Raw genomic sequence first — 20,896 nt, 5'->3', positions numbered from 1 at the left:
CTCGGACTAGCGGAGACTATGGCCATAGATGAAACAGGACGCGAGGAACGCGACCAGGGCGATACCGGAAAAAATGAAAGCGCGGCGGGCGAGGGCCTGATCCTGACGCGCCAGCCCCAGCACCAGCGCGCAGAAGGATGAGGAGCCGGCGAGAAGGAGGATCAGGGCCGAATAGACAAACGTGTCGAGGCTGTAGGAGCCGCCGCCGGTCGGGGCCGATCGCTCCACGCCCCAATGGCCGATCAGCGCCGCCACCCACAGACAGGCTGTGGCGAACACCCCGACGGCGATCATGAAGCCTGTACGCGAAAGGGTGACGCCCTCTCTCGTCGACCGATCGACMTTAGTCGGCACGCGCTTTCGGGCTCAGAAACCCGTATTTGCAGACGGCGCTGGTGTCGCCTTCAAGACAATCCGACCAGCGAAAGAGTTTTTCGATCTCGACCACCGGGCCGGTCGAGCCGCCCCCTCCCATCCCTATCGTGGTTTTGCCCGAGATACTGCCGACCACCGTGACATTGGTAGACTGCTGAACGAGCGCCGGGTCGTACGAGCCGGCAGTGCAGGCATTGAAGGTCTGATAGGTCGGTTCGTTGGTCCAGCGCGGCTCGCCATGGTCGCCGCTGAGGGCATATAGTATCGTCAGGCAAACGCCCTTGTCCGATTCCGTTATGTACTGAACGGCGCCCGCCCAACGGATGCGCTTGCCGATGTTCCGCTCGTCGACGCCCTGATCCGGACTTAGCGGAGCGGCGGAGATATTCCTCAGCGTCTCGGTTTCCGTCGCTTTGGAGGCACCATGGGCTGGCACGGGCTGCGCGCCGGTCGCGCCGATTTCTTTCGGGCCGGGCGCAATCCGGGAATCGACGCATCCGGACAAGACCGCACAGCAAAAAAGAGGGCCGTAGAGGAGACCGATCACCCGCTTGAACGGAAGATTTCTCATTTGCGCAGCTATATAGGCGGTCATGGTGGACTCACTATGTAGTCCTGCCGTGACGCGCAACTGCATCGTAGGCTCATAAATGCGGTCTATCGGCAGGCGCTCCAACTGGGGCCTTTAAAACTACGATAGACGATTCCCGAAAGCTGCAGCTCCGTGGTCAACGGGTCATTTATGCTTGAAGGTCCAGCTTCGAGCTTCAGCGTCCTCGCCGTTGATCAGATACTTGATGGTATCGACTTCGCCATTGGGCCACACGACGAGCTCGCGCTCATTGATGAAGTCGATTTGAACTGTATCGCCAGTCGCTGGACCGTTCCAGACGAGGGTGAGCTTTTCGCCGGGTTCCAGTTCGAAACACTCCGGCCAAGGTTCAACCGACACGTAGATCGGGCCGTCCTTCCCGTTCAGGAAGGTCTGCTGAATTTCAGCCATATTGGAAGGTGTAAGCCGTCATCAACGACGTGCCAAGTCAGCTTGCGTTCGATGGTCGAAGAAGAATCTTGACCCGAGCCAGCCCCCTCGTAACCCCCCGCCTGGGCCTAGTCGCGACCGCCGGATCAGTGTAGCCGGGAGGCAAGGGTCCGCAGGTCGAGCGCTTTGCTCTGGCCGAGCCCCGAGTTCCGGAGCGACCGACATACCACGCAAACCGAATTATGATTTCGAGCGCCGCGAGCGCGAAAGGGCCAAGGCGGCGGAATCCGCGAAGAAGGCGCAGGCCAAGGCGGACAAGCGGGCCGCCGAGCCGGAAACGCCGGACGCGGGTGAATCGGGCGATCCGCAGACCGGCTGAGGCGACGATGGAAACGTCCGGTCCCACCCTGGCGCAGCTCGGCTGGAAGCCCTTCTTCAGCGAACAGCTCTCCGCCGAGCAGCGCGGCCATTGCCGGCCTGTCCGCGTCATGTCGGTTCATCGCGGACGGGTGACCGTCTCGGGCGAAGGGTTCGAGGACTCGATCTCGTCCAGCCTGCCTGTGCCAGGAGGCGCGGAGGACCGGCCCACCGTCGGCGACTGGTTGCTGATCGACCGGGACACCGGGAGCATCGTGCGCCTTCTCGATCGGACGAGCCTGTTCAAGAGGCCCGCCCCCGGCGATGACCGCCGGGTCCAGCTCATCGCCGCGAATGTCGACACGCTTTTCATCGTCACGTCCTGCAACCAGGACTTCAACGTCGCGCGTATCGAACGCTATCTCGTGCTCGCGCGCGAGGTCGGCGTGCGTCCGGTGGTCGTCCTCACCAAGGCCGACCTGGCGCCCGATCCCGGCCATTTGGTCGAGGCGGCGCGGGCACTCCAGGCGGGCTTGCGGGTGGAACTGGTCGACGGGCGCGATCCGGCGAGCGTCGCCCGGCTTTCGGGCTATTGCGGCCTGGGCGAGACCGTCGCGCTGGTCGGGTCGTCGGGCGTCGGCAAATCGACCCTGGTTAACACGCTGCGGGGATCGGACAGCATCGCGACCCAGGCCGTTCGGGAGGATGACGGCAAGGGCCGGCATACGACGACCGTCCGCGAGATGCATCGCCTAGCGGGCGGCGCGGGCGAGGGCGGCTGGCTGGTGGACACGCCGGGCATGCGCGAGCTCCAGATGGCGGACGTGGCCACCGGCGTGACGGAGGTGTTCGACGACGTCACGGCCGTAGCGCTCGAGTGCCGGTTCTCGAACTGCGCCCATGGCGACGAGCCCGGATGCGCCATCAACGCCGCGATGGCGGAAGGAACGCTCGATCCAGCTCGCGTCGACCGGTGGCGCAAGCTCGCGCAGGAGGATGCGGCAAATAGCGGCGCGGCGGCGGTTCGCCGCTCCCGCCCCGGCAAGCCCGGAAACAGGCGATGACGATCGGGTAGCGTCAGTTCCGCCAGGGTCACGTCCGGGCACCGTGCCGAACACGGTAGTGGTGCTGGGGAAGCTCGGCACCTGCTCGCCCGCCAGCAATTTCAGCGGCACCGCGATCCCGCCCGCGTCTTCGGGCTCGCGGCGGACGCCGGGATGCGCCATGGTCGGCGGCGATGAGCAAGCCGCGCACCGCGATGGACGGCCCGGTCGATCCGGCCGCTCCCGCCGACACTGCGATCGGCGACGTCGCGCGTGTCCGCGCCATCCTCATCGCCTCGGCCAAAGCGGGTGAGCCGATCAGCTATTCGCACCTGCTGGCCGAACTCGGCCACCGCTTCACCCGGCCCAAGATGCGCGCGGTGTGCAAGACGCTCGACGCGATCGACACCGCCGGCGCGGCGGCGGGCGAGCCGGGGCTGGCGGTGCTCGTCGTGCGGGAATCGGATGGCCTGCCCGGACAGGGCTGGTGGGTCGGCGGCATCGCCATGCGGCATGGCTATGACGGGCCCTGGACCGGGGCGGAAGCGCTGGCGTTCGTGCGCGGGCTGCAGGAAGAGGTGTTCGCCTGGTGGCGCGCCGGTTAGGGCGTTTTCCGGAAATATTTCCCGGGCCTGCCCGTATGGGAGGCCGAACGCCATCGCCGCGCGTTACGCTTGGCCCGTCACCGTTTTCACAGGACCCCCATCGATGCGCGAACGCCGTTTCCTGATCCTGGTCGCATGCCCGTTGCTCGCCGCCATCGCCACCCCCGCAGCGGCGGCGCCCTGGTGGTATGTCGGCCACGGCGCCGACCGCGCGGTGTTCGTCGATTCAGGCTCGATCCAGCGCGAGGGCGGCGTGGTCAGCTACGCGTCGAAGACGGTCATCCGCAAGCAGGGCGATCCGGTGGCGATGACCAGCAATTTCATGCAGGCCGATTGCGCCGGACGCCGCCTTGGCTGGCTCGGCGTCCAGCAATTCGGCTATGACGAGGCGGTAATCGACACCTCGACCGTCGCCAAGGCGGAGATGGAGGATGTGCCGCCGGACGCGCTCGCCGATGACGAACTCGGCTTCGTCTGCTCCGGCGCGGGCGACCATGAAGGCCGGTTCTTCCGGCTGACCGTCGACGATGCCGCCTTCACCGAGGCGCTGCTGGCCGAGACTGACAAGGCCGTTTCGCCACGCGACGTGCAGGATCGCCTGGCGGCGAACCCGGCCACGCCCGTCATTCGCTCCACCGCGCCGGGCACCGACACGTTCGGCACGGTCCAGACGGTCAAGACCGGCCAGCCGCTGGTGCCGCCGCGCGATTACGAAAAGGGGGCGCAGGTCCCCGATCCCGCCGCTTATCCGTCGAACGAGGTCGGGCAGATTTACGATATCGCGTATCAGGGCATCAAGGGCGGCAAGATCCAGTTCGAGATCCGCGGCTATTCGATCGACGATCTCGTCCATCCCGGCAGCGGCCAGACCCAGCCAGCCTATCTGAACGAGAAAAAGGTCAACATTCGCGACCTCGCCATCACCATCAGAAAGGCGTCGCCCGACCAGATCACCTATAGCGTGATGATCGAAAAACGCCCGCCCGACGATTTTGTCTGCCCTCCTGGCGGCTGCAGCGACGAGACCGTCTCGAGTCCGGTGCCCGTCACGCCGCAATAAGCTCAGCCGGGCGGCAGCGCGTCGAGTGCGGTGCGGGCTTCGGCCTTGTCCGGCTCGATCGCCAGCGCCCGGCGGAAGGATTTGGCGGCCAGCGCCGGGTCGCGGGCAACGCCAGTGCCCGACTGATAGGCCTTGCCGAGATTGAGGCACCCATCGGCATCGTCGAGGTCGCACCCCTTGCCGAACAGCTCGGCAGCGCGGACCGGATCCTGGGCGATGCCCCGGCCGTCCCGCACCAGCGACCCGAGATTGCCGCAGGCAGCACCGTCATCCTCGTCGCACGCGCCGATATAGAGCGCGGCGGCGCGCTCTGCGTCCTTCTTCACACCCAGGCCCTGGTCATAGACCACGCCGAGATTGTAGCAGCCGCCGGCATCCCCGCCATCGCACGCCTTTTTGAACAATTGCCGCGCCCGCCGGTGATCGACCTTGACCGCGACGCCCAGGGAATAAGCGGCGCCAAGGCTCGAACAGCTCGCGGCATTGTCCTCCTTGCACGCCATGGTGAAGTAGCGGAACGCACGCTGCACATCCTTCTCGACCCCGTCGCCCATGACATAGGCAAGCCCGATATTGCCGCATCTGGAGGGCCCGCCAAGGTCGCAGGCCTGCGCGAACAGGGCGGCCGCCCGTGTTGCGTCGCGCGGGACGCCGACGCCGTCGTTATAGGCGATGCCGAGCAGCGTGCAGCTGTCCGCCTTGCCGCCGGTACAGGCCTTGTCGTGCAGGGTCGCTGCCCTGGCCGCGTCCTTCGCGACGCCGTCGCCCTCGGCGTAGCGCATACCGAGCTTCGCGCAGTCGCCGACCTCGCCTAAATCGCACGCCGTGCCCAGCCGCTGGACTTCCGTCACGTCTTCGGCCGAAGACTGCGAGGCATCGGTCGGCGTTGCGGTCGCCGGCGGCGTCTCCGCCTCGACCGCCGTCGGGTCGAGCAGCCGGACGACGGGCGGGTCCGGGTCGTGCCGGGGCTTCACGGTCTCGATCTGCGCCTGGCCGGCCATCAGCGGCCATGGTGTCAGCATCAGGGCCAGGCCTATCGGGTATCGGTTATGGTGGCGACGCGGCATCGGTCCTCCTTGCGGCACCGTCATCGGACGGCGTGATCGACCGGGTTGGCTGACCATTGCCGACAAGGCAATGGCGTCGCGGGGTGACGGGACGTGGATCGGCGCCGAGTTGTGTCCCGGTGGTGGCATTTCGGGTTTATGCCCTGTTCTCTTGCGTCTAGGGTCAGGCGATGCGGGTGCTTCGGACGGCGCGGGCGGGATGTTTGGCGGGCGCGTTCCTGGCGCTCGCTGCCTGTGCCGGGGGCAATTACCGCCCGGTCAGCGACACGCCGGTCAAGATCGGCAATCCCTATCAGGTCAGGGGCACGACGTTCGTGCCGGCCGCCGATCCGGCCTATGACGTGCTCGGTTATGCCAGCTGGTATGGCAATGAATCCGGCAACCGCACCTCCAATGGCGAGCAGTTCAGGCCGGGCTGGATCACCGCTGCACATACCACGCTGCCCCTGCCGACCTATGTCGAGGTGACCTCGCTCGATACCGGACGCAGGATCATCGTGCGCATCAACGATCGCGGCCCGTTCGTGCGGGGCCCGCGCATCATCGATCTGTCGAGCGGCGCGGCGGAACAGCTCGGCACCAGGGCAAAGGGTGTCGCCCCGGTGCGCGTCCGCCGGGTCGAACCGTCCGAGCAGGACCGCGAACGCCTGCGCAAGGGCAAGCCGGCGCGGGAGCTCCCGCCGGTGCCGGACTCGGTGTTGCGGAACCTGCGCAGCCAGCTTTCCGTGGCGGGATATTGAGCCGGTACCGGCCGCGACGCTGCCCAATTGCGGAGATTTACGGATTCGGTAGAAACCAGTGACGGACACCGTCGCCCTGGCCGAAAGCCGTACTCGACAAGAAAGATCGCCTGTGAAGCGGATCATCGCCAGCCTCGCCGCCACCGCGCTCGTGCTGTCCAACGCGACGGCCGCCGTCGCCGCGCAGGACTATGCCAAATACAGCCCGGAGGCGCTGGAGAAGGAACTGGCTCAGAGCGCCACCGCGCGGCTCGGCGTGATGGTGCCGATGCGTGACGGCATCGGCCTGTCGACCGACATCTACACGCCAAAGGGTGCCAGGGGGCCGCTGCCGACCATCCTGTGGAAAACGCCGTATAACGAGCACAAGCTGCGCGGCAGCACCTTCCGCTACGTGCTCGAATCGGTGAAGCGCGGTTATGCCTTCATCGTCCAGAACGAGCGCGGCCGGTATTTCTCGCAAGGCAAATGGGAAATCCTCGGCAAGCCGCAGACCGACGGGTACGACACGCTGACCTGGATCGCGAAGCAGCCCTGGTCGAACGGCAAGGTCGGCACGCTCGGCTGTTCGTCCTCGGCCGAATGGCAGCTTGCGCTTGCCGGCATGAACCACCCGGCCCATGCGGCGATGGTGCCGATGTCGGCCGGCGCGGGCATCGGCAAGGTCGGCCGCTTCCAGGAACAGGGCAATTGGTACACCGGCGGCGTACCGCGCAACCTGTTCTTCATCTGGCTCTACGGCGTCGACAATCCGCTCCGCGCCGAATTGCCGGTATCGCTGACCGACGAGAAGATGCGTGCCCGCGTCGAGGCCTATAATGATCTCGACGCAACCAAGCCGAAGGTCGACTGGAACAAGCAGATCAGGCACCTGCCGGTGAACCAGCTGCTCAGCGACCTGGGCGAGCCGCCCGCGACCTTCGAGCAGTTCATCGGCCGCACCCCGGCCGATCCGGGCTGGCGCCAGGGCGGGCTCTATCACGAGGATATGGGCTGGGGCGTGCCGGCCCTGTGGTTCAACACCTGGTACGACGTGTCGATCGGGCCGAACCTGGAACTGTTCAACAGCGCGCGTGCCGCGAACACCGACAAGGAAGCGAGCGCCAATCAATATGCGGTGATCGCGCCTGTGCCGCATTGCCAATATGCCCGCCTCGGCCCGCACACGACGGTCGGCGATCGCGACATGGGCGACACCAGCTTCGACGTCGATGGCGCGATCTATGGCTGGTTCGACCGCTGGCTGAAGGGTGATGCCAAGGCGTTTCCCGCCACTACGCCTTATGTGCGCTATTACATGATGGGCGCAAACAAGTGGCAGACCGCGACCCAATGGCCGCCCAGGGACGTGAAGCCGATACGCTTCTACCTGCGCTCGGGCGGCAACGCCAACACGCTGAATGGCGACGGCCGGCTCACCACCGACGCGCCGCCGGCGACCGAGGCGGCCGATCGGTATCGCTATGATCCGATGAACCCGGTGCAGACGGTCGGCGGCGGCGATTGCTGCAATGGCGGGATCGTCACACCCGGCGCGGCCGACCAAAGGCCGGTCGAGGCGCGCGGCGACGTGCTCGTCTACACCAGCGATCCGCTCACCAGGCCGATCGACGTGGTCGGGTTCGTCGACGCCGTGCTGAAGGTCTCGTCGAGCGCGAAGGATACCGACTTCGCGGTCAAGCTGGTCGATGTAGCACCGGACGGCACCGCCTGGATCATCGGCGACACGATCCTGCGCGCCCGTTACCGCGATGGCTTCGACAAACCGGTGATGATGGCCCCGGGCCAGGTCTATACGATCCACCCGACGCCGATCACGACCGCCATCCAGTTCGGCGTGGGCCACCGTATCCGGGTCGAGGTGACCTCGTCCAACTTCCCGAAATTCGTGCGCAACCTGAACACCGGCGGCCCGAACGAGAGCGAGAAGCACGGCGTCGTCGCCGATAACGCGGTCCACCATGCCGGGGCGGACCAGAGCTATATCGAGCTGCCCGTCCGGCAATAGGAAAGGGCCCTGGAGTCTGGCCCAAGCTGACGGAAGCGCCCGATCCTACCGTCATGCCGGACTTGTTCCGGCATCGACCGGGCCGCAGGAGCCGAAGCCTGTCGTACGCGGCGCAGTGGCCCCCGGAACAAGTCCGGGGAGACGTTTCAGATCGGACGGTTCAGGCTCTAGAGTGGTGAAAATCACACGCTTGGGACCCGCTCGGGAATGGCATGAATCGACCAAAGTCGGTCCTTCACATCCGCGGCGAGGGACGTCCGGTCCTGACGGAAGCTGCCGTTCGGCCTGATTAAGGCCGTCGATCGGCTACGCGCCCCATCTCAGTCGTCCGGTTCGCCGAGGTTCAAGGAATGCTGCAAAACGGAAGCCTAAGTCGTGGTACACCGCAAGACATCGTCTTGATGAGCCCTAATCAGTCGAAAGCGCGCGAGCAGTGCTTCGCTCTCCATAAGTGCCGGATCGTCCACAAAGTTGAACTGTAATGCAAGTGGTAGACGTCGTAGATTTCTGTTAGCCTTAGCTGGAACGCGCAATGGGGAGTGCATTCGTTTGGCAGTGTCGGGGAACGGAACAATGCGCTCTGCAATATACTATCCAAGCACGCAGGTCCGTAGTCGCAAGGTCATGCACAGCTCGCTGCTGCTTTGGGACCAACTGCATACCATCGTGCCCATGCCGGCCTACGCACCGAATTACCGCGCCGATTCCGATATGGCTGAGGCCTGGGAGCTTTTCGGACGGAAGATCACCCCCACGCCTCGGCAGCAGCAGCGGGCGTACACTGCCATCGAGACGACCCTCGAAGCGGGAAACCTGCCACCCCACCTATACGAGATCGCGCAGGTGGAGCAGGCCACGGAATACTATGAGGTCTGGCCGCAGAAGTTCACTGAGCAGACGTTCGAGCTCCTTCGCAGGCACAGGCTTACTGACCTGCCGCTTCCGAATGGCGATTATCCGTTCACCCAGGAAGGCGGTCTGCTGGTCATGGCCAAGCTGGCCGACGCCTGTGCCGGTACCACGCTGGCCCGCGTCACCGATCGTCTGATGGCTTACGGAATGATCGGCACTGGAGATCAGCGTGCCGGAGACGTGTCGGACGTGATCCCCGTTACCCTCGACCTGATCGATGCCACATCCATTCCGCTCGACTCCCTGATCGCATTCCGGAAACGCGAGGCGACCGAACGGCGCGGGCGCGATTACACCCGGTTGCGCCATGCCTATGCCGACATGGTGCAGGAGCAGATCAAGGCGCTCGGCGCAGCGCTCGACCAAACCGAGAGAAATCGACTGACCGAGGAATTCCGCTACCGAATGGAGACGGATCTCTCCGACCTGCGGCGCGAATTGAATGGCAACCTAGGTCAGATCGTCCTCACGCCGGTCGTCGTCGCCGCAGTTGCGACCGGAGGTGCGCTTCTCTCGGGCCTCACGCACGATCTCCAGACCGCTGCGACTATCGGGCTGACAGCCGCAGTAGGAACAAAGGTCGAGGAGGTCGCGAAGACGGTCGCGGGGTTTGTCAAGGATCGTATGGGCTTCAACGAAAAGCAGCGCACCGTTCTCGCGAAGCATCCCATGGCCTACATGTGGGAACTGTCTCGAGCGCACTGACGCGCGGCGGCAGATAGTTGAGAAATCGTTGATCGGTCACGATGACCCAGCCGTTAATGTCGACAATTGCATGTCGGGCGGCCAAATATCTGAATGGGGGCGGATATTATGGATCACGGGATTCGCGCTGAACATTTTACCCTACTCAACGCGCTTGATGGCGTTGCGAGGACTAGCGGTGATCCGGCGCAGGATAGAGACTACGAAACGCTGGTGGAGGCGTATGAGGCAACCGCCCGTTGGGCACGCGCTGTACAGGACCGTCTCTTCCCGGAAGGTTGCGTCCGCAAGCTCTCGCGACCGACCGATATGGCGCAGAAGTTCAAGCCCTATACCTGGGTGCGAATTTATCCGCGCAAAGGCGCACCGAAGGAGCTGGCCTATACGGTCGGCATCGATGCGTCGGGCGAGTTCTGCGTCAAGATCGATACCGTCCAGATCAACGGGACCGAGACCCGGCGCCGGTATGACGAGCTGCGCCATCACGACAATCATCTCTCGCCTTTCGCTGAGATCATTCCCGCTGAGACAGGTCTCGCAATGTCGTTCGAGGATCTGGTCGACTGGTCGTGCGATCAGATCGGCACCTTCGAGCCCGGCTATGATGCGCTCTCGCAGGAACTCGGACTGATCGCACCGCAGATGCGCCTTGTCACCGAACCTGAAATATCCCGCAACGCATTTGCGCATTGGCATGAGGCGCTCGGCGCCGGCCCCGCCGATGGCGCAACCCGCAGCATCACCAGCCACAATGTCTGGCTGCAGGCGAGGGACAGCCAAGCCGGGATCGATGCAAAGCTCGGTCTCGATGCGAATGGCGGCGAATGGTCGGTCGAGATCAACGCACCCCCGGTGGCGGGCGATCATAATCGCCTGTCCGGGATTGCGCGCGATGCGAGCGGTGGATTGCATCTGCTGCGCCAGGGCTGGCTGCGTGGCCGACGGTCAGCGCCCGATATCCGCGAGCAGGAATTCGCAGAGAAGACTGGGCTTGCGGCGATATCGGTCGCAGCCGCCGGAAAGGCCGCAGCGCGCCGCTGGTTTCTCGTTGCAAGTCTCGACGACCCGCCCGAACGAATTCGCCGCACCACTGCGCGGTTCGTCAAACTCTGCGAAAGGGCGCGCACCGGGAAGGCCGCTGGCGGCAGCGACGACAAGATCGCATTCGTCACCGATCTCGATCAGCTGTTCGTCAACGTCGCGATGCTCGACGCGGTGCGTACCGACCCGGCGTCGTCAGACAATGCGGCCTATCTCAATCTCATCAAGCGCGGCACCTGCTTTCTACCCTATGCAACGCCGGACGGGATCGCCTTCGCCCCGTCGCGCTTCATCGGCTATGCCGGCAATAGCTTCGCCAGACATGCCGCCAACGAGGCCCGCGACGGGCGTCTGACCAATGGTGCGATCAATACGGTCCTTGGTCACGCGCCGGTGCTCGAACCGGCTCTGGAAGACCAGTATCAGCAGTTTTGCTTGCGGCTCGGCTTTGCCCCGTCCCAGACCGGGGCGTTCGGCGTCGCCCGCAAATACTGGCTCACCGCCGATATGCGTGACCGCCTCGACCTCCTGGCCGAGCAGAAGGTAGTCGAAGACCCAACGCTCACAGCCACCCAGAAGGAGCAGCTGATCCAGGCGCGCATCGGACAGGGGGCATTCCGGGACGCGCTGCTCGACCATTGGCAGAGCCGGTGCTGCGTCACGGACTGCGCGATCCGCCCGGTGCTCCGCGCGTCGCATATCAAGCCGTGGCGGGCATCGTCGAACAGCGAACGGCTCGATCGCTTCAATGGACTGCTGCTGGTTGCCAATGTCGATGCGCTGTTCGACCGCTTCCTGATCTCGTTCAGCGATAGAGGCGAGATGCTGATCGGACCTGATATAGACCGGGATGATCTGATCGCGCTGGGTTGTGATCCTCACCGGGGCATCGCAGTGTCCGCCGGGCATTCTCCCTATCTGGAATGGCACCGCGCTGAATATCGCGAGCGAGGTGGCAAGGGGTGAGGTTCGGGCTCACCGCCGCCAGCAGGCGGTGACGACCTCTCCGTCGTCGGCGATCACCGCATAGCAGGCACGGTAGCGTTCGAAGTGACGCGCTTCCTGCCCGAGATAGGCAGCGAACCGCTATCTGGAGCAGGAAAATGTCTATCGATGCCCCGCTGGCGAAGATCTGATCTATCGTTACACCTCGGTCGAGGACGGCATGACGCTTCATAGCTGCTGGAGCTCGAACTGCCAGACATGCGCGCTCCATGACCAATGCACGACCGGCAAGGAGCGCCGGGTCAAAAGATGGGACATGAGGCAGTCGTCGAGGCGATGGAGCGGCGCCTCGATCGTGCGCCAGAGGCGTGCGGATCCGCCAACAGACTGTCGAGCATCCGTTCGGCACGCTGAAAGCCTGGATGGGCTCGACGCACTTCCAGACGAAAACACTGAAGCACGTCAGGACGGAGGCCACCCTCCACATCCTTTCCCATGAGAAGCCGCTGGCTCTCCGGCAGCAGTCGACCAACACGGGCCGTTCCGATGCGGTAGCGGGAATGTCCGCTCATGCCGGAACCGGCCATTCGCAACGCTGATAGCGGCCGGGCAATTACGCGCCCTAGAACCAAACGTGGGGTGAGCGGCGGCGCAATGCCAAAACCTGCCGTTCAACTAGCGGCATTGCGTACTCCCAACTACCGAGTTGTCAGTTCTGTACGCCGAATTTACGTAAAGCATTTTGCGCACCCGGATCATCTTTTTCATCGTGAAAATCGATTGCCCTTTCGATATTTATAAGGGTACGTATTTGCCTTATGCGTCTCGTTGCTTATGGTTGCGGGATGGTGGGGGCCAAATGACAAGTTTGACTATTCGCTTCGCGACTGCGCTGTCGCTGCTTTGCAGCGGTTGCACGATGATTCACGTTGAAGGCGCGGAGGGCGTGACAGTGAGCCGCATTGGCATCTTGTCAATCAATGCTCGGCCCGACGCCCGAATCGTCGCATACAGGCTCAAAGGCTTTGGATTAGTGCCCGGCCAAGGCGGCGCTACCTTGGGGTACCGCTCCGAACAAGTCGCCATCGTACGCGGTGCTGACGACTGTCGCGTCGTGCTGTTCAACCCACCTAGCGGCCAACGCGACAAGGACTTCTGGAACAGATTGTTGGCGGGAAATTCCAGTATTTGCGCTGTAAGCGGAGGGGCTAAATGAATATCAAGGTAATGCCTATCGCCATGTGTTTTTTGTTGGCGGGCTGCTATCCCATGGAGCAGGCACCACTTGTTTATGCTTCGAAAAACCAGTTTGGCGTCACCGTCGCCGCAGGAACCCCCGACAGTCCAGGCCTCGACGTCAACATTGGCTTCAAAGCGTTGGACTCCGCATTCGTGCCCGTGGCTGTCGCCAAGCGTTGCCCCAAAACGGGCCACTGCGCCGCAAAGCTGCACGAGGTTCAAGTCATCACGGGCCAGAACAACATCACGGGCAAGTCTCAGGCCAGCGAGCGGCAAATCGACGAACTCGAAAAAAGCATCGAAACAGCCAAGCTTGAGCGTAACGGCAAGCAAGCCGAGTTGGCCGGCGTGAATGCCTCGATCGACCAGCTGAAGTCGAAGAAAGATAAGGAAGCAGAGCTGGAAGCTTTGAAGAATCCGGCAAACGACCCAGTCACAGGCAGCCCTCGGGTTCTCTCGGAGGATGACAAGAGCCGCAAAACTGTTTTGATGACTGAACTAGCAGCGCTCAACGCGCTCGATCCCACCGTGCTCAACGCCCGCAGCAAGACGCTATCAGGTGAAATCGAAACTGCCAATCAGCGCATCGAAACAGCGCTAGCCGACCGTAGGCGCCTCATCGAAGAGAAGAACTTGAGTTCCGGTGACGCCAAACTGGATGCTTTGTCGCTCTACGGCAGTTTCAACGGCAGCGCAGGTGGTAAGAGTGACGGGGCGACGCTTGGGCTGGGCAAGGTTTTCGCGACAGGAGTTGCCGCGCAGCAAATGGCGCAGGGTGTGAAAGACAGCACCAATCCCGCCAACAAGGCAGCATGCATGCAAATGGGCGAGAAGATGGTGGCCTTAGCGGATGATGCCGATAAGCCGAAGCTGGTCTTGTCCGTGCTCAAGGGCTGCGGGCTTCAAGTATCGGAGAGCGCCACAAAATAGCGATCGCTAGCCTTGGGTGAGACGGCCACATCGCACTGACCTAGCCCCTCGACTCTGCGAGCACGAGGATCAGCGGTTCGTATGTCCGTTTTATCAGATATTGCCTCTCATTGTCGCCTGTTTAAATACGTAACCTTGCTCAATCGGTCGCAACCGAGGTTCGTAGGCAGTTGCGTCAAAGGGATCGCGCTCGCTCCCGTGACGGCTTGGACACGCTTGCTCAGCGTCGCGAACGGTCCGCCGGCAAAGTAAAGACACCGGTTTCGCTCAACCACCTGCCCTGTTCGCAGGTCGATGTTGATGTCGAGGATGGGCCGGTTCTGGAGATTGTATATGAGATATAGCCAGGAAGCTGATCGATCTTCGAGTCCACCCCGTCGAACGTACCGCGCGCAATGGTCTCCCGACTCTTCTCGAGCTCGATCGCCGCGCCTGGAGCGATGCCTATCGCCTCAGATGTCGCCAGCGAGATCGGCGCAAATCCAGCTGACACCTGCCCTACGACCTGCTGCGAAAAAAGCTATTTTGAGCATTGCATCCACCTCTTGGTCAAGTTGAGCATGTTAGCATTGTAACTGACAAAGTCGTCTCGGCCGCCCGTCTTGGCGTTGCCTGTGCGAAATTCGCTCTGGTCAGCGTCTGGGCAACCGCGGTGGCCGTGGTCGCACCGCGTTACCGAACATTCTCGCGAACGACTTAGTGGTTCTCGCCTGATGCTTGGTGTCCGATTACGTGCTGCGCCAAATGACCAAAGGTGGGACTTCGCGGTCATTCCATGCGGCGCCCATCAACGGCAGAGTTCGTCGGAACTGGACATTCCAGCTCGGTCTTATCTGTGGCCCGATTTGAGAATGGCTGGTTGCTTGCCGCCTGAGCAGTTTCGAAGCGGCTAGAGTCCGAGACCTTCAACACAATAGAGCCACCCCTCGGCAGTACTCACATAAAGTCGTCCTCTGTCGAGCGTCGGCGTCGCGAGGATGGGGGAGCTTCCCGGAGACATCCAGCTTGCCGTATCGTTAAACTCTGGGAGGGCTTGCGTGCCCGTCACAGCAAACCCGGCGCGATCAGCGGCTCCGAGAAACAGGCTCCAGCGACGCTCACCGCTGCTTATATCGACGTGGTGGACATATCCGTCGTGGCGCGCGACAAACGCCGAATTATCAACGCCCACGACGCCAGGCCACTGTTCAAACATCTCTGGCCCGAGCCGTGTGGCGCTTACAACCTCGCCGGTCTTGAGGCTGATACCGGTAAGATCGCGGGAATAGGCCGTTACAAAGAAGGCATTTTCTCCAAAAACGTAGGGCGTGGCGCGCAAATTGCCAAATGAATTTTGAGGGTCTTCGGACTTAGAGAACCAGATCGGCGCTAGCGTATATAGATCCACCCTCACGAGCGGCGGCTGCTGATCATATGTCTGTCGAGCAAATGGAAAAATGAGACTGTTTCCGAAGCGGATCGGCGCGGCAGTCAGTTGAACGGCTTCCTCTTTGGCCGAAGGAGAGCCATTCATCGTGTACTGCAGCAGCTGCGAAATCGGCTCGCCAAGGGATCCCGAATATATCGGGACCTGCAGCACAGTTCCGTCCACGCATCCAACAATCAAAAGTTCTTCAGCCAGCGAAGCGCGCTGAGCATAAAAATCGCCTGGATTGACTTGGACGAGAAGCGGCTGGGCCAGAACTTTACGCCCAATGCACGAAACCTGCCGTATATCGCCGGTTTCTGCCGACAATGTGCATAAGTCACCCTCATAGGTTATGCACAGGATCCGGTCTTCGTCCTCCTTGGTATCGCGCGATCCCCGCCCAGGCGCGCGGCTTGTAAGCTTTAAGGGGCCTCCAGTCACTCCACCACTAAGTCGCTGGCGCCAGATCGGTTTGCCAGATACGGCCGATACCGCGACGGCAGAACCATCGTCGCAGCCTGCTATGGCCATGCCCTTCATAACAGTTACGCTGTTCGCGTCAGTCGGCGTCGCGGTAAACCATTTCAGCGCACCATCCGTCGCATCAAGGCAATAAATGCCGTCTTGCTCGTCCGGAATATTCCAGTCCCGCCCTCCCGATCCGACGATTACATCATTGCCGACAATCACTGGCCTGTTCCGTGAAGCACAGATTCCGATACGGCTTCGCCAGAGAATTCGGGGGATGGACGCGAAAACCGGTGATGTCAGCGCCCCCTCCTGAGCCGCAGGGCCGACGGCGAACGAGGGCAGCACCAAATCTGGGTCGATCGCTGGATTGATCCAGCGTAGCAACCCGAGCGTCGCCCGGTGAACCTCCGCCTCCGACCATAGCTTCATCTCGGGATAAAGGCGCTGCTGGATCTTGGCGTAGATCTTGGGGAGATTGGCTTTAAGAAAGGCTAGCTTGTCTAATTTACCGCTCAAATCATAAGCTTGAAAACGGATCATCCGCTGCTCAAACTCGGCACTCTTCTCTGCAAGATCCCCCAGTGAGGCAAATACGAAATCTTCGTCGAGTGACTGATCCGCGGAGTTATATTTGAGGACCACCGGCAGGAGGCGCTGCGCGCGATCCTCGCCCTGCATCGTTTCAAGCGCTTCAAACATACACCAGTACGAGGAAAGATAGGACTGGGATATGAGTGCCACAACAAATCGCGATTCAGATATATGATGCTTAATCGATACATCGAATTTATCGTACAAAGCGAAATTGTTAGTATCGCGAAAATATGTGATTCCACTGTCTGAAAAAACCTTGCAGAGCCAGTCTACAAACGGCTCGTCAGCCCAGCTATAAGAAATAAATACATCATATACCATAATTGATTGCTAGTCCCGGCCGGCGAAGGGTGATAATCGATCGGCCCCAGCTGATAAAGTTGAGCTCGGTTTCATAAACCGTAAAATAGGAACCGGGGTAGCCGGAAATCGCACCAGATCATATCACATTGGTGGCCCGGCTTGGGAGTCCATGCAGCTCCAGCCATCGACCCTCTCTCGCGCAGAACCGGACCAACAGCAATCAGGAGCAGCACGGAAGGCCTGGAATGAACGATGTTGGTGCACAGCCACTCTACTGCTGAATTACATATAAGTGACCAGTTCTCGCGTGAGCGGACGTTCAAGCGTTAACAGCGGAACGACGGGCTCTGGTCGATTCATGCCATTCCCGAGCGGGTCCCAAGCGTGTGATTTTCACCTCTAGGCAGGAAGCTCGACGCCCCACAGGACGGCGCGGTCGCGGGCCAGGCCTGCCATGAAGGTCGCCAGATCCTCGAGCCGGGGCCGCAACTCGTCCGAAGAGATGCCGTTCCACACCGTCTTGTCATAGTCCCGGCGCGCTGTGGCCAGATCCTGCCCGGCGCGATAGCAGTCGGTGATGTACAGCGTCTCGAGCAGGTCGGCCGACCTGTCCTTCGGGCTCATCCGGAGCGCGCCGTATTTCACGAGATACTCGGTCATGATGCCGTCGTTCGAGGTGCTGACCATGTTCGTCCCCTTTCTCGCGCGATGTGGGGGCGCTATTCGGCGTTCGCCAGACCCCTGATCGCCTGACGGGGTCCGATGGACGCCTTCCTGCCGGCAGGTCAGGACGCAGAGAGCGTGAGTGCCTGTGCCGCGATGGCGACCTGGGTGCGATTGCTCACGTTGAGCTTGCGCATCAGCGCCGTCATGTGCGCCTTGACCGTTGCTTCGGCGATGCCCAGCTCGAACGCGATCTGCTTGTTGAGCTGCCCCGACCGGACGCCGCGCATGACCTTGACCTGAGTCGGCGTGAGCCGCACCGGCGCGGCGATGCCATCCATGGCGCGCGGGATCGCAGCCGCTTCGATCTGCCGGGCTTCCTGGCGATTTCCTTTCATATCATCCTCGCTCCCTTGGCTCTTCGGCCTGCCGCGTCATGGACCGGCTTGCTCATGCAACCCTGTCCACCACCCCGTTTTGCCAGAATCAGTTGGACAGCTTTATTTATGTTCTTCAACCGTACCGAGGATCAAGTCTTTTTTCGTTGCTGAGATGCGGAAACCTGTCCTACAGATATCATATGGGAAGCCCGCAGGCGAAAACGCCGCCGGGGAGAGGGAGAGGGCGATGTCCAGGGCGATCAGAGGCTGTGTGCTGCTTCACGGGCAGCGCCGATGACCGGCGGCGATATCAGGCTGGTGATGGCCGCCATTGCGGGCATCGTGCTCGCGATCCTGCTGATCGTCCGTGGCCGTCTCCATCCGTTCATCGGGCTGTTGTGCGGCGCCTTCGCGGTCGGGATGCTGGCCGGCCTGCCGCTCGCCGATACGGCCAAGGCCGTGCAGAAGGGCGTCGGCGACATCGTCGGCGGCACCGGGCTGGTGGTCGCGCTGGGCCTTTCGCTGGGGGCCATGCTGCATCTCTCGGGCTCGGCGGCCTCGCTCGCCACCGGCGCGCTGCGGCTGACCGGGCCGAAGGCGGCGCCCTGGGCGACGCTGGGCATCGCCATCATCGTCGGCCTGCCGCTCTTCTTCGAAACCGGGCTGGTGCTGCTGCTGCCGATCGTGGTGGCGGCGGCAAAGGCGCTGCCCGACGACGGCGACCGCGATGCCGCCAAGCTGCGGCTGATCATGCCGGCGCTGGCCGGCCTGGGCGTGGTCCATGCGCTGGTGCCGCCGCACCCGGGGCCGCTGCTCGCGGTCGAGGCACTCGGCGCCAGCCTCGGCCTCACCATGCTGTACGGCATCATCATCGCGATCCCGATCGCCATTCTCGCCGGCCCGGTGCTGGCCAGGTTCACGACGCGCGGCGTGAAGCTCGTCGAACCCGTCCTGAGCGACGATCGCGCCCTGAACCTGTCGCCGCCGCCCCGCCCCGTGTCGCTGCTCATCGTGCTCCTGCCGATCCTGCTGATCGCGGCGGGGGAGCTCGGCAAGCTCGTGCCGGGGCTGAAGGATGCCGTCTGGCTGGCCGCCGCCAGCAACCCGGTGCTCGCGCTGCTCGTCACCAACCTGCTGGCGCTGCCCTTGCTGTTCGGGCGGCGCCTGGCCGAGGCGGCGATCCAGGATGCGATCTGGTATGAGACGATGGGCGCGGCGGGCGCGATCCTGCTGGCGATCGGTGCCGGCGGCGCGCTGAAGCAGGTGCTGGTCAGCGCCGGCCTGTCGGATCTGCTGGCGCGCGTCGTGATGATGTACGCCATTTCGCCGCTGCTGCTCGGCTGGCTGGTCGCGGTGGGCATCCGGCTTGCCGCCGGATCGGCCACGGTCGCGACGATCACCGCGGTCGGCGTCATGCCCGGCGTGGTCGCCGCGTCCGGCGTATCGCCCGAACTGGTGGTGCTGGCGATCGGCGCGGGCTCGGTGTTCTTCAGCCATGTCAACGATCCCGGCTTCTGGCTCGTCAAGGGCTATGTCGGCACCAGCACGGCCGACACGTTCCGCACTTGGTCGATGCTGGAGACGGTCATCTCCGTGGCCGGCCTCGCCGCGGTCGTGGCGCTCAGTTACGTCGTATGATGCGGGCCGCCCATGAAGGCCCGGTCGTCCGGGAAGGGACGCTGGCGGCGCGCGCCTATACCGGCATCGTTCAGATCATCAACGACGAGGGCCTGGTGGCCGGCGACCGGCTGCCGTCCGAGGCGCGGCTCGCCGAGGTCTTCGGCATGTCGCGCTCGATCGTGCGGGAGGCGCTGGTCCGCCTCGCCGCCGACGGCATCACCGAGGCGCGGCGGGGGGCGGGCTCCTACGTGAAGCGCCGTCCGTCGGAACGGCTCGGCTCGCACATGCCGATGCACGGCCTGGCGGCGACGCTCGGCACCTATGAAGTGCGTTTCGTGCTGGAGGCCGAGGCTGCCCGCCTTGCCGCGCAGCGGCGCTCGCACCAGCAGATGGAGGCGATCGACGCGGCGCTGGAGGGGCTGCGCGGCGCGCTGCTGTCGAGCGGCCCGGCCCATGCCGAGGATTGGGTGCTGCACCGGGCGATCGCCGAGGCGACCGGCAACAGCGCCTTTGTCGACACGCTCGATCGTCTCCAGGAAGACGTGATGCTGATCCTGCGCGCCGGCGTCGATATCTCGCGCTCCCGGCCGCCCCAGGTGATCGCGACGATGATGGAGGAGCATGACGCGATCGTCGATGCGGTCCGCGCGCAGGATGCCGACGGCGCGGCGCTGGCGATGCGCTGGCATCTGACACAGGGCCGCAAGCGGCTGATGCCGTGAGGTTAGCGGGCGCTCGCGACGACGCCGGTGTGCGCCCATGCCAGGACGTCCCGGCAAAGATCCTCGATCGGCGCGTAGCAATGCAGGATCAGCGCGCGCTCGTCGGCCATGGGCCGTTCCAGCGCGGCGAACTGGCTGTCGAGCAGGCTCGGCGGCATATAGTGGCTCGTGCGGGCGGCGAGGTGCGCGGCGATCTCGTCGGGCGCGCCGTCGAGCAGCACGAACAGCAGCGGCACGCCGGCCGCCGCCGCCAGCCGCTCGCGATAGCGTCGCTTGAGCGCCGAGCAGGCGGCGAGCGCAATGCCCTCCTCCCCCTCGCGCACGGCGGCCCCGATGGCGGCGCCCAGCCGGTCGAGCCAGGGCCAGCGATCGGCATCGTCGAGCGGCTGCCCGGCCCGCATCTTGGCGATGCTTTCGGCTGCATGGAAATCATCGCCTTCGAGGCCCGGACAGGAAAGAGACGCGGCAAGATGCGCGACCAGCGTCGATTTGCCGCAGCCGCTCACCCCCATCGCGACGATCGCGCAGGGCGGCAATCCGGTCCCGTTCGCCTGTGCTGTCACCACGTATCCCCAGCTTTCGTCATCGGGCAGGCGCGGTACGACCGCGCAGCCACAGGCGACCCTATTGGGCGGGTGGCGGGCTTTTACCATTGCGACCTTTGTCGCGGTCGTCGGCCCGCCCGGGCGCGGCTATCCGGCACGATATCCGGATATGATTTCACGA

Annotated in this window: 19 protein-coding genes and 1 pseudogene; 12 read left to right on the top strand and 8 right to left on the bottom strand. The window is 63.4% G+C overall.

Annotated elements, in window-relative coordinates; translation table 11 throughout:
• Positions 1-6 precede the first annotated feature (6 nt).
• From AC1DT7_RS10660 to AC1DT7_RS10650, 3 genes are all read right to left on the bottom strand, one after another.
• The gene (locus AC1DT7_RS10660) at positions 7-294 is read right to left on the bottom strand and encodes a hypothetical protein (RefSeq protein ID WP_478035920.1); all 288 of its coding nucleotides are present in this window, start codon (positions 292-294) and stop codon (positions 7-9) included.
• Between the two features lie 49 nt (positions 295-343).
• Positions 344-970, bottom strand: coding sequence for a Slp family lipoprotein (locus AC1DT7_RS10655; protein WP_478035919.1), 627 nt, complete (start codon positions 968-970; stop codon positions 344-346).
• A 141-nt stretch (positions 971-1,111) separates the two neighbouring features.
• Entirely contained in the window at positions 1,112-1,378 is a 267-nt protein-coding gene (locus AC1DT7_RS10650; protein WP_478035918.1) for a hypothetical protein, read from the bottom strand.
• Positions 1,379-1,743: 365 nt separating this feature from the next.
• On the opposite strand from AC1DT7_RS10650, the gene rsgA reads away from it, so the two are divergent.
• The 3 genes from rsgA to AC1DT7_RS10635 all read left to right on the top strand — a co-directional run bounded on the left by rsgA (position 1,744) and on the right by AC1DT7_RS10635 (position 4,422).
• On the top strand, positions 1,744-2,778 hold the full coding sequence (gene rsgA, locus AC1DT7_RS10645; protein ID WP_478035917.1) for a ribosome small subunit-dependent GTPase A: 1,035 nt from the start codon (positions 1,744-1,746) through the stop codon (positions 2,776-2,778).
• A 194-nt stretch (positions 2,779-2,972) separates the two neighbouring features.
• The gene (locus AC1DT7_RS10640) at positions 2,973-3,362 is read left to right on the top strand and encodes a ribose-phosphate pyrophosphokinase (protein ID WP_478036022.1); all 390 of its coding nucleotides are present in this window, start codon (positions 2,973-2,975) and stop codon (positions 3,360-3,362) included.
• A gap of 103 nt (positions 3,363-3,465) precedes the next feature.
• On the top strand, positions 3,466-4,422 hold the full coding sequence (locus AC1DT7_RS10635; RefSeq protein ID WP_478035916.1) for a surface-adhesin E family protein: 957 nt from the start codon (positions 3,466-3,468) through the stop codon (positions 4,420-4,422).
• 2 nt (positions 4,423-4,424) lie between these two features.
• Here AC1DT7_RS10635 and AC1DT7_RS10630 read toward each other — a convergent pair whose 3' ends face one another.
• Positions 4,425-5,489 (bottom strand): tetratricopeptide repeat protein, encoded by a 1,065-nt coding sequence (locus AC1DT7_RS10630; protein ID WP_478035915.1) that lies wholly within the window; start codon positions 5,487-5,489, stop codon positions 4,425-4,427.
• A gap of 170 nt (positions 5,490-5,659) precedes the next feature.
• On the opposite strand from AC1DT7_RS10630, the gene AC1DT7_RS10625 reads away from it, so the two are divergent.
• The 7 genes and pseudogenes from AC1DT7_RS10625 (at position 5,660) to AC1DT7_RS10595 (ending at position 14,009) form a co-directional block, all read left to right on the top strand.
• On the top strand, positions 5,660-6,229 hold the full coding sequence (locus AC1DT7_RS10625; RefSeq protein WP_478035914.1) for a septal ring lytic transglycosylase RlpA family protein: 570 nt from the start codon (positions 5,660-5,662) through the stop codon (positions 6,227-6,229).
• A gap of 112 nt (positions 6,230-6,341) precedes the next feature.
• Positions 6,342-8,237, top strand: coding sequence for a CocE/NonD family hydrolase (locus tag AC1DT7_RS10620; protein ID WP_478035913.1), 1,896 nt, complete (start codon positions 6,342-6,344; stop codon positions 8,235-8,237).
• Positions 8,238-8,861: 624 nt separating this feature from the next.
• On the top strand, positions 8,862-9,854 hold the full coding sequence (locus tag AC1DT7_RS10615) for a hypothetical protein (RefSeq protein ID WP_478035912.1): 993 nt from the start codon (positions 8,862-8,864) through the stop codon (positions 9,852-9,854).
• Between the two features lie 309 nt (positions 9,855-10,163).
• The gene (locus AC1DT7_RS10610) at positions 10,164-11,861 is read left to right on the top strand and encodes an HNH endonuclease (protein ID WP_478035911.1); all 1,698 of its coding nucleotides are present in this window, start codon (positions 10,164-10,166) and stop codon (positions 11,859-11,861) included.
• A 136-nt stretch (positions 11,862-11,997) separates the two neighbouring features.
• A pseudogene (locus AC1DT7_RS10605) lies at positions 11,998-12,439 on the top strand (transposase); the annotation flags it as partial.
• 260 nt (positions 12,440-12,699) lie between these two features.
• On the top strand, positions 12,700-13,056 hold the full coding sequence (locus tag AC1DT7_RS10600; protein WP_478035910.1) for a hypothetical protein: 357 nt from the start codon (positions 12,700-12,702) through the stop codon (positions 13,054-13,056).
• Complete coding sequence (locus AC1DT7_RS10595) at positions 13,053-14,009, top strand: hypothetical protein (protein WP_478035909.1); 957 nt, start codon at positions 13,053-13,055, stop codon at positions 14,007-14,009. Before AC1DT7_RS10600 ends, AC1DT7_RS10595 begins: the two co-directional genes overlap by 4 nt.
• Before the next feature lie 889 nt (positions 14,010-14,898).
• On the opposite strand, the gene AC1DT7_RS10590 is transcribed toward AC1DT7_RS10595, so the two are convergent.
• The 3 genes from AC1DT7_RS10590 to AC1DT7_RS10580 all read right to left on the bottom strand — a co-directional run bounded on the left by AC1DT7_RS10590 (position 14,899) and on the right by AC1DT7_RS10580 (position 17,789).
• Positions 14,899-16,803: a TIR domain-containing protein gene (locus tag AC1DT7_RS10590; RefSeq protein WP_478035908.1), complete on the bottom strand. Its 1,905-nt coding sequence runs from the start codon at positions 16,801-16,803 to the stop codon at positions 14,899-14,901.
• Between the two features lie 381 nt (positions 16,804-17,184).
• On the bottom strand, positions 17,185-17,472 hold the full coding sequence (locus AC1DT7_RS10585; RefSeq protein ID WP_478035907.1) for a hypothetical protein: 288 nt from the start codon (positions 17,470-17,472) through the stop codon (positions 17,185-17,187).
• A 98-nt stretch (positions 17,473-17,570) separates the two neighbouring features.
• Positions 17,571-17,789 carry a response regulator transcription factor gene (locus tag AC1DT7_RS10580; protein ID WP_478036021.1) on the bottom strand — a complete coding sequence of 73 codons (219 nt, stop codon included), beginning with the start codon at positions 17,787-17,789 and terminating at the stop codon, positions 17,571-17,573.
• A gap of 333 nt (positions 17,790-18,122) precedes the next feature.
• Between AC1DT7_RS10580 and AC1DT7_RS10575 the strand changes: the two genes are divergently transcribed.
• Both AC1DT7_RS10575 and AC1DT7_RS10570 read left to right on the top strand, forming a co-directional pair.
• A complete protein-coding gene (locus tag AC1DT7_RS10575; RefSeq protein WP_478035906.1) occupies positions 18,123-19,466 on the top strand; it encodes a GntP family permease in 1,344 nt (447 codons plus the stop codon).
• Positions 19,463-20,170 (top strand): FadR/GntR family transcriptional regulator, encoded by a 708-nt coding sequence (locus tag AC1DT7_RS10570; protein WP_478035905.1) that lies wholly within the window; start codon positions 19,463-19,465, stop codon positions 20,168-20,170. The genes AC1DT7_RS10575 and AC1DT7_RS10570 overlap by 4 nt, the downstream gene beginning before the upstream one ends.
• 2 nt (positions 20,171-20,172) lie before the next feature.
• Here AC1DT7_RS10570 and AC1DT7_RS10565 read toward each other — a convergent pair whose 3' ends face one another.
• Positions 20,173-20,823 (bottom strand): gluconokinase, encoded by a 651-nt coding sequence (locus AC1DT7_RS10565; protein ID WP_478035904.1) that lies wholly within the window; start codon positions 20,821-20,823, stop codon positions 20,173-20,175.
• Between the last annotated feature and the right edge of the window lie 73 nt (positions 20,824-20,896).

This window comes from Sphingomonas sp. P3_C6 (assembly GCF_056402595.1).
This window is presented reverse-complemented; position numbering and strand designations above follow the sequence as displayed.

Coding starts and splice junctions, on each gene's coding strand:
- AC1DT7_RS10660 (WP_478035920.1), bottom strand. CDS start 294: ATGATCGCCGTCGGGGTGTTCGCCACAGCCTGTCTGTGGGTGGCGGCG.
- AC1DT7_RS10655 (WP_478035919.1), bottom strand. CDS start 970: ATGACCGCCTATATAGCTGCGCAAATGAGAAATCTTCCGTTCAAGCGG.
- AC1DT7_RS10650 (WP_478035918.1), bottom strand. CDS start 1,378: ATGGCTGAAATTCAGCAGACCTTCCTGAACGGGAAGGACGGCCCGATC.
- rsgA (WP_478035917.1), top strand. CDS start 1,744: ATGGAAACGTCCGGTCCCACCCTGGCGCAGCTCGGCTGGAAGCCCTTC.
- AC1DT7_RS10640 (WP_478036022.1), top strand. CDS start 2,973: ATGGACGGCCCGGTCGATCCGGCCGCTCCCGCCGACACTGCGATCGGC.
- AC1DT7_RS10635 (WP_478035916.1), top strand. CDS start 3,466: ATGCGCGAACGCCGTTTCCTGATCCTGGTCGCATGCCCGTTGCTCGCC.
- AC1DT7_RS10630 (WP_478035915.1), bottom strand. CDS start 5,489: ATGCCGCGTCGCCACCATAACCGATACCCGATAGGCCTGGCCCTGATG.
- AC1DT7_RS10625 (WP_478035914.1), top strand. CDS start 5,660: ATGCGGGTGCTTCGGACGGCGCGGGCGGGATGTTTGGCGGGCGCGTTC.
- AC1DT7_RS10615 (WP_478035912.1), top strand. CDS start 8,862: ATGCACAGCTCGCTGCTGCTTTGGGACCAACTGCATACCATCGTGCCC.
- AC1DT7_RS10610 (WP_478035911.1), top strand. CDS start 10,164: ATGGCGCAGAAGTTCAAGCCCTATACCTGGGTGCGAATTTATCCGCGC.
- AC1DT7_RS10600 (WP_478035910.1), top strand. CDS start 12,700: ATGACAAGTTTGACTATTCGCTTCGCGACTGCGCTGTCGCTGCTTTGC.
- AC1DT7_RS10595 (WP_478035909.1), top strand. CDS start 13,053: ATGAATATCAAGGTAATGCCTATCGCCATGTGTTTTTTGTTGGCGGGC.
- AC1DT7_RS10590 (WP_478035908.1), bottom strand. CDS start 16,803: ATGGTATATGATGTATTTATTTCTTATAGCTGGGCTGACGAGCCGTTT.
- AC1DT7_RS10585 (WP_478035907.1), bottom strand. CDS start 17,472: ATGGTCAGCACCTCGAACGACGGCATCATGACCGAGTATCTCGTGAAA.
- AC1DT7_RS10580 (WP_478036021.1), bottom strand. CDS start 17,789: ATGGATGGCATCGCCGCGCCGGTGCGGCTCACGCCGACTCAGGTCAAG.
- AC1DT7_RS10575 (WP_478035906.1), top strand. CDS start 18,123: ATGACCGGCGGCGATATCAGGCTGGTGATGGCCGCCATTGCGGGCATC.
- AC1DT7_RS10570 (WP_478035905.1), top strand. CDS start 19,463: ATGATGCGGGCCGCCCATGAAGGCCCGGTCGTCCGGGAAGGGACGCTG.
- AC1DT7_RS10565 (WP_478035904.1), bottom strand. CDS start 20,823: ATGGTAAAAGCCCGCCACCCGCCCAATAGGGTCGCCTGTGGCTGCGCG.